The sequence below is a fragment of the Nocardia thailandica NBRC 100428 genome (assembly GCF_000308795.1).
In the GTDB taxonomy this organism is placed as follows: domain Bacteria; phylum Actinomycetota; class Actinomycetes; order Mycobacteriales; family Mycobacteriaceae; genus Nocardia; species Nocardia thailandica.
Window position 1 is genome coordinate 1 of sequence record NZ_BAGK01000168.1, and the last position, 7280, is coordinate 7280.

Annotated in this window: 6 protein-coding genes and 1 tRNA gene; 2 read left to right on the forward strand and 5 right to left on the reverse strand. The window is 69.9% G+C overall.

Translation table 11 applies throughout. The annotated features are described in order from the left end of the window. On the forward strand, positions 1-1322 hold a 1322-nt coding region (locus ON36_RS33615; protein ID WP_218001214.1), incomplete at its 5' end, for a competence protein CoiA. 362 nt (positions 1323-1684) lie between these two features. Here the strand turns inward: ON36_RS33615 and ON36_RS18080 are convergent. Continuing rightward, positions 1685-1757 (reverse strand) — tRNA-Ala (locus ON36_RS18080). Between the two features lie 238 nt (positions 1758-1995). Here ON36_RS18080 and ON36_RS18085 point away from each other — a divergent pair. Next, entirely contained in the window at positions 1996-3297 is a 1302-nt protein-coding gene (locus ON36_RS18085; protein ID WP_245558122.1) for an MFS transporter, read from the forward strand. Here the strand turns inward: ON36_RS18085 and ON36_RS18090 are convergent. The 4 genes from ON36_RS18090 to infB all read right to left on the reverse strand — a co-directional run. Then, on the reverse strand, positions 3246-4283 hold the full coding sequence (locus ON36_RS18090; RefSeq protein ID WP_052314101.1) for a DHH family phosphoesterase: 1038 nt from the start codon (positions 4281-4283) through the stop codon (positions 3246-3248). The genes ON36_RS18085 and ON36_RS18090 overlap by 52 nt on opposite strands. Positions 4284-4289: 6 nt before the next feature. Continuing rightward, on the reverse strand, positions 4290-4736 hold the full coding sequence (gene rbfA / locus ON36_RS18095) for a 30S ribosome-binding factor RbfA (protein ID WP_043654721.1): 447 nt from the start codon (positions 4734-4736) through the stop codon (positions 4290-4292). A gap of 15 nt (positions 4737-4751) precedes the next feature. Then, positions 4752-5045, reverse strand: a complete 294-nt coding sequence (locus ON36_RS18100) for a DUF503 domain-containing protein (protein ID WP_043654724.1) — start codon at positions 5043-5045, stop codon at positions 4752-4754. 84 nt (positions 5046-5129) lie between these two features. Then, a partial coding sequence (infB, locus tag ON36_RS18105; RefSeq protein ID WP_083885211.1) for a translation initiation factor IF-2 occupies positions 5130-7280 on the reverse strand: 2151 nt, incomplete at its 5' end.

Consider the following 7280-nt stretch of genomic DNA (forward strand, 5'->3'; position numbering starts at 1 on the left):
CCTCCCAACTGCCACTTGCGAACCGCGCAGCTCATCAGGTCGTCCTGCGCCCGCCGGACGACCCTCCGCCGTTCGACAAGAGGTTGTCAGCCATGGGGTCCACCCAACTGCTCACAGTCGCGCTCGATGTCCCCCAGGGGACATACGTTCGAGCACCTGAAAACTCCCGTGATCCGCGCGTGCCTGAGCTTCGCAGCAAAGGCTACAGCGGAGATCAGACGCTGGTGTGCGCGCTGTGCTACGCCGAAAAGAACGAGCTGGTGCCGCTCATTGTCAGAAGCAGGCTCGGCGGGTCTCGGCGACCGCACTTCGCCCACCCCGCTGGTTCGGGGCCGTCCAACGGGCAGCACAGCGCCGAGTCGGTGTGGCACTTGACCAGCAAGGCCGTTCTCGCGGAGTGGGCGCGGGTACAGCCGGGCGTCATCGATGTTCGTAACGAAGCATGGCTGCCCGACCATCAACGCCGCGCCGATGTGCGCATCGTGTTCGAGGACGGCCAACAACTGGCTCTGGAGGTCCAGGCGTCGCCGTTGACCGATCAGGAATGGCTGCGGCGGCACAACGACTACCGCCGCAACGGCATCATCGACCTCTGGATTTGGCACCCAGAACTCGCGACGAATTGGGGACCGCCCGCCGCACCCGACGGCGCCCAACAGCTGTGGACGATGGATCCCGACCGCAGATCCCTCAGCCTAATGGTCGCTAAACCACACACATCCACGTCAAGCCAGGCGGCACCCGAGGAGGACGTTGCCCACCATGTGCGACACCTACCCCCCTGCATCGGCGACGAGCTCGTGCCTCATGCGCTTACGCTCGACGAACTCGACCTCACGTCGGACGGCATCCCGATCCCGGGTGTGTTGCGGCGGGCGTTGGCCGCAGAACTACAAAATGAGCGTGAACATCGGGCACGCCTGCACCATGCGCAACCGAAACCAACCCGACCTATTCCACCATCCGCTGTGGTCACAGCATCCACCCCCCGGCACTCTTCCACTACAACGCAATCGGTGTCGCCACCGCCTGTGGATTCGGCAGCCCTATCCCAATCGGCCTGGCTTCAACTACAGAACGCTTTCATGGCTGCCGGACATTCGTTCGACTACCGAGACGCTCCGCGGCTTCGACTCCCCCGTGCGAGACGGACCGTGCCCTGCCTCGCCTGTGGGCTTATCCTTTCACCGACCACCAGGGCCGACGAAGTCTCGCCCTGCATGCCTGACGAAAGTACATATCGTAGTCCAGGACAGCGATCAGGGCGTACGAGCGGTCCGCACTCCCGCGATCCCGATCACGACCAACTTCCGCTCTTCTAGCTGACTGTCCGGCTCAACCGCGCGCTGCCATCCATCGCGCACGTGCACACCATCTCTGCGACAGCGGACAAATGAGATCCACCGGCCAGTCGAGTGAGACACCCCCACCACCCGAGCTACGCAGTCCCAGAAGAACTTGGCCCTGCGCCAGCGATGGCGGCGCGCAGGCAACCACCCGTGCGGCCCGGACAGGACCTACTGCCGACTGCTCACACATCGTCGGTCGCGGCGTATCGGAACCGCCACACGGCGGCCCGGACAGCATCCGTCAAACACACAGCCAAAACGGGGGGTTTACGGGGGGCCAGGACCGAAAAACAGGCCAGGCCCGGTCGTTGACCCGGCCTGACCTGCTATTTCTGTGGAGCTAAGGGGACTCGAACCCCTGACCCCCACACTGCCAGTGTGGTGCGCTACCAGCTGCGCCATAGCCCCGTGGTGCGTTGATGAAACTACACCACGGTGGGTGCTATTCCCGAATCGTGCAGGTCAGCACGGTTCGGGGCGGATCGCCCGGTCGGCGCGGGGTTCGCGGGGGCGGGAAACGCCGCGAAACGCGTGGATCGGCGGGATCGGTGGACGGGCGGGCCGGGCCCGGAGATACTGGTCACTCGCCCAGCTGGGTGGTCGTGCCCGCGGACTCGCAGTTCGCCCGAGAACGTCAGGATCGTTGATGGTGTTTGTGCAGCGGTGGCGGGTGATCATCGCCTTCGCCCTGGTCGGTGCCGCGACGCAGCTGGTGTGGCTGACCTACGCGCCCGTCACCACCGTGGCCGCGGCCCACTTCGGGGTCTCGGAGTCGGCGGTGGGCTGGCTGGCGAACATGTTCCCGCTGCTCTACGTCGTGCTGGCGGTGCCGGCCGGGATCCTGCTGGATCGCTGGTTCCGGGCGAGCCTGATCGCCGGCGCGGTGCTCACCGCGCTCGGCGCCGACCTGCGGCTGCTGCACGACTCGTTCGCCACGGCGCTGCTGGGGCAGACCGTCGTGGCCGTGGCCCAGCCGCTCGTGCTCAACGCGATCACCGGGATCGCGGGCCATCACCTGGACGAGCGCGACCGGCCGACCGGGATCGCCGTCGGCACCGCCAGCACCTTCGCGGGCATGGCCGCCGCCTTCGTGCTCGGCGCCGCGCTGCCGGGCGAGGACGAGCTCACCACGCTGACGGCCGTCGGCGCGGTCTTCGCGACCGTCGCGGCGGTCGCCCTCACCGCCGAACTGCTCCGCGCCGGTTCCCGCGAGGGCGCGGCGTCGCAGGCCGGGCGCGCCTCCGAACTCGGCACGCTCGCCGCCCGCAGCCCGGGCGAACGCCCTCCGGCCTCCGGACCGGAACCGGAGCACTCCCCCGCGATCACCTCGCTCGCGGCCCTGCGCGCCACCCTCGGCGACCCCTTCGTGCGCCGCCTGTGCGTGGCCGTGTTCTTCCCCTTCGGCACCTTCGTCGCGCTGGCCACCTTCGGTCAGGCGCTGCTGGAACCCGCCGGGGTGAGCGCGGATGCGGCCAGCGTGGTGCTGCTGGTCAACGTGGTCGCCGGGGTGATCGGCTGCGCGGTGCTGCCGGTGGTCGTCCTCCGCAAGCGGGCCGAACTGCCCGCGCTGATCGCCGGGCTGTCGATCAGCGCCGCCTCCTGCCTGCTGGTCGCGCTCGCGCCGGGGCTGGTGACGGGCGCGCTCGCCTTCGTCCTCATCGGCCTCACGCTGCTGCCCGCGTTGCCGGTGGTGCTGGCCATGGCCGAGCGGCACACGGGGGCGGCCGAGGGGACCGCCGCGGGGCTGATCTGGATGACCGGCAATCTCGGCGGCCTCGTCGTCGCGGGCGCCACGGGCCTGCTGGTGGACAGCCCCGGGCTCGCCTTCGGGTTGTGCGCGATCAGCACCCTGCTCGGGGTGCCGCTGGCGCTGCGGCTGGGGAGCGGACGGGGCGCTCAGGACAGCGCGGCGACCAGCGCGTCGACCACGGTGGTCACCGAGCCGTAGGTCGTGTAGCCGGCGGCGAAGCGGTGCCCGCCGCCGCCGAAGCCGGCCGCCACCGCGGCGACGTCGACGCCGTCGTCCACGCCGGGCGCGGAATCCCGCGACCGCAGCGACACCGTCCACCGGTCGTTCCCGGCGCGCGACTCCTTGAACACCGCGGCGATCCCGGCCTCGGCGGTGGTGCGCACGATGTCGATGACGCTCTCCACCTCGTCGGGGCCCACGTCGTGGGTGTCGGCCGCGCGGATGATCGCGTAGACCAGGCCGACGCCCGCGGCGCCGGGCACCAGCTGCGCGGAGGACAGCACGGTGGCGAGCATGGGCAGCCAGGCGAACGGGTGGGTGTCCATCAGGGCGCGGGTGATCCCGGGACCGTCGATCCCGGTGGCCAGCAGCCGCTCGGCCAGCGCGTGACTGCCCGGACGCGACCACCGGAAGGACCCGGTGTCGGTCACCAGCCCGCCGAACAGGCAGTGGGCGATCGCGGCGTCGATGGGCTCGTGCCAGGCATCCAGCAGCCGGGTCACCAGTTCGGTGGTCGAGGCCGCGGATTCGTCGATCAGATCGATCGTGCCGAACCCGTCGTTGGCCCGGTGATGGTCGATGACCAGCACGGTCGACGCCCCGGGCAGCCGGTCGGCGAGCGCGCCGAGCCGGCCGAGGCTGCCGCAGTCGACCACCACGAGCACGTCGACCTCGGCGGGGACGCGCGCGGCGGGCACCACGTGCTCCACCCCGGGCAGGGTGCGCAGCGAGGCGGGCAGTTCCGCGGGCTCGGCGAAGGACACCGCCACCGGCACCCCGCGCCGGTGCAGCACCAGCGCCAGCGCCAGCCCGCTACCGAGGGTGTCGGCATCGGGGTGGACATGGCACAGCACGGTGACCGAGCGGGCGGCCGACAGCGCGGCCACCGCCGCGTCGATCGCCGCGCTGTCCCGGGCTCCGGTCGCACCGCGGCCCTGCGGTGCGACCGGGCGTAGGCCGGTCATGGCCGGTTACTCGTCGTCTTCGTCGCGGTCGGACTTGTACGGGTCGGCGTCGCCGGCATGGGTGGCGTTGGCGGCCACCTTGGCGACCTCGTCGTCGATGGCGCGGGCGCGCGCCAGCAACTCCTCCATCTGCTTGGCCGCGTCCGGCACCGTGTCCAGCACGAACGCCAGCGTCGGGGTGAACTTCACGCCGGTGCCGGCGCCGACCTTCGAGCGCAGCACGCCCTTGGCCTTCTCCAGGCCGGCGGCCGCGGCCGCGTAGTCGGGTTCGGCGTCGAGTGTCTCGCCCATCACCGTGTAGTACACCGTCGCCTCACGCAGGTCACCGGTCACCTTGGCGTCGGTGACCGTGACGAACCGCAGCCGCGGGTCCTTGATCTCGTACTCGATCGCGGTGGCCACGATCGAGGAGATCCGCTTGGCGAGTCGGCGTGCCCTGGCTTGATCCACCATGGCTTTCCTCCTCTTCTAGTCTTCGGGTCCGAAGATCCGGCGGCGTACTGCCAGCAACTGTAACTCCGGACGAGCGGCCACGTGCCGCTCACACTTGTCGAGCACCTCGTTCAGATGCGAGGTCTCGCCGCTGACCATCGCGACCCCGATCAGGGCGCGACGGTGCAGATCCTGGTCACCGGCCTCGGCCGCGTTGACGCCGAACTTCTTCTGCAGTTCGGCCACGACCGGCCGCACGACCGAACGCTTCTCCTTGAGCGAGTGCACATCGCCCAGCAGGATGTCGAATTCGAGCGCACCGACGAACATCTCAGCCCACCTCCGTAGACGCGCGCGCACGCCCGCACGCCGCATCCTGTGACGGATGCGGCGTGCGGACTCGCGTGCGGGTGATCAGTCGCGCGGCTTCTCGCGCAGTTCGTACGCCTCGATGATGTCGCCGTCCTTGATGTCGTTGTAGGTCACGGTCATACCGCACTCGTAACCTTCGCGGACCTCGGTGGCGTCGTCCTTCTCCCGCTTCAGCGAGGAGATGGTCATCTGCTCGGCGATCACGACGTTGTCGCGGATCAGGCGGGCCTTGGCGTTGCGCTTGACCGAACCGGACAGCACCATGCAGCCGGCGATGTTGCCGATCTTGGACGAGCGGAAGATCTGGCGGATCTCCGCGCGACCCAGCTCGACCTCTTCGTAGATCGGCTTGAGCATGCCCTTGAGGGCCTTCTCGATCTCGTCGATGGCCTGGTAGATCACCGAGTAGTACCGGATGTCCACGCCTTCGCGGTTGGCCAGCTCGGTCGCCTTGCCCTCGGCCCGGACGTTGAACCCGATGATGATCGCGTTCGAGGCCGAGGCCAGGTTGACGTTGGTCTCGGTGACGCCACCGACACCGCGGTCGATGACCCGCAGACGCACCTCGTCGTCGACCTCGATGCCGAGCAGGGCCTCTTCGAGGGCCTCGACGGTACCGGAGTTGTCGCCCTTGAGGATCAGGTTCAGCTCCGAAGTCTCCTTCAGGGCGGCATCCAGATCTTCCAGGGAGATGCGCTTGCGGCTGCGCGCGGCCAGGGCGTTGCGCTTGCGGGCGTTGCGGCGGTCGGCGATCTGGCGGGCGATGCGGTCCTCGTCCACGACGAGGAGGTTGTCACCGGCGCCGGGCACCGAGGTGAAACCGACGACCTGGACGGGCCGCGACGGCAGGGCCGCCTCGACGTCCTCGCCGTGCTCGTCCACCATCCGGCGGACGCGACCGTAGGCGTCGCCCGCCACGATCGAGTCGCCGACGCGCAGCGTGCCGCGCTGGATGAGCACGGTGGCCACCGGGCCACGGCCGCGGTCGAGGTGCGCCTCGATGGCGACACCCTGGGCGTCCATGTCCGGGTTGGCACGCAGGTCGAGCGAGGCGTCGGCGGTCAGCAGGACCGCTTCCAGCAGCGCGTCGATGTTGGTGCCCTGCTTGGCCGAGATGTCGACGAACATGGTGTCGCCACCGTATTCCTCGGTCACCAGGCCGTACTCGGTCAGCTGCTGCCGGATCTTGTCCGGGTTCGCGCCTTCCTTGTCGATCTTGTTGACCGCGACGACGATCGGCACGTCGGCCGCCTGGGCGTGGTTGATCGCCTCCACCGTCTGCGGCATGACGCCGTCGTCGGCCGCGACCACGAGGATCGCGATGTCGGTGGCCTTCGCACCACGGGCACGCATGGCGGTGAACGCCTCGTGACCCGGGGTGTCGATGAAGGTGATCAGGCGCTCGTCGCCGTTGAGGTTCGTCAGCACCTGGTAGGCACCGATGTGCTGGGTGATGCCACCGGCCTCGCCCTCGCGGACGTTGGCCTTGCGGATCGTGTCCAGCAGTCGGGTCTTACCGTGGTCGACGTGACCCATGACGGTCACCACCGGCGGACGGCTCTGCAGGTCGTCCTCGTCGCCCGCGTCCTCGCCGTAGGTGAGGTCGAAGCTCTCGAGCAGCTCGCGGTCCTCGTCCTCGGGGCTGACCACGTGCACGACGTAGTTCATCTCGCTGCCCAGCAGCTCGAGGGTCTCCTCGTTCACCGACTGGGTGGCGGTGACCATCTCACCGAGGTTGAACAGCGCCTGCACGAGGGCGGCGGGGTTCGCGTCGATCTTCTCGGCGAAGTCCGACAGGGACGCGCCGCGGGCGAGACGGATGATCTCGCCGTTGCCGCGCGGCAGCCGCACGCCGCCGACGGCGGGCGCCTGCATCGAATCGTATTCCTGGCGCTTCTGACGCTTGGACTTGCGGCCACGACGCGGGGCGCCACCGGGGCGACCGAACGCGCCCGCCGCGCCACCACGACCACCGGGACCACCCGGACGGCCGCCACCGCCGCCGCCACCGGGACGACCGCGGAAGCCGCCGCCGGCGCCCGCGGGGGCACCCTGGCCGCCACCGGCACCGGGCGCGCCGCCACCGCCACCGCGGTAGCCGCCGCCACCGCCACCGGGACGACCGGCACCGGGCGCGCCGCCGGGACGACCCGGACGGCCGCCGGCCGCGGGGCCGGGACGCGCGGAACGCTG

What these genes read in the sequence shown, in the direction of transcription:
- ON36_RS18085 (WP_245558122.1), top strand. Translation starts at nt 1,996, where the DNA reads ATGGTGTTTGTGCAGCGGTGGCGGGTGATCATCGCCTTCGCCCTGGTC.
- ON36_RS18090 (WP_052314101.1), bottom strand. Translation starts at nt 4,283, where the DNA reads ATGACCGGCCTACGCCCGGTCGCACCGCAGGGCCGCGGTGCGACCGGA.
- rbfA (WP_043654721.1), bottom strand. Translation starts at nt 4,736, where the DNA reads ATGGTGGATCAAGCCAGGGCACGCCGACTCGCCAAGCGGATCTCCTCG.
- ON36_RS18100 (WP_043654724.1), bottom strand. Translation starts at nt 5,045, where the DNA reads ATGTTCGTCGGTGCGCTCGAATTCGACATCCTGCTGGGCGATGTGCAC.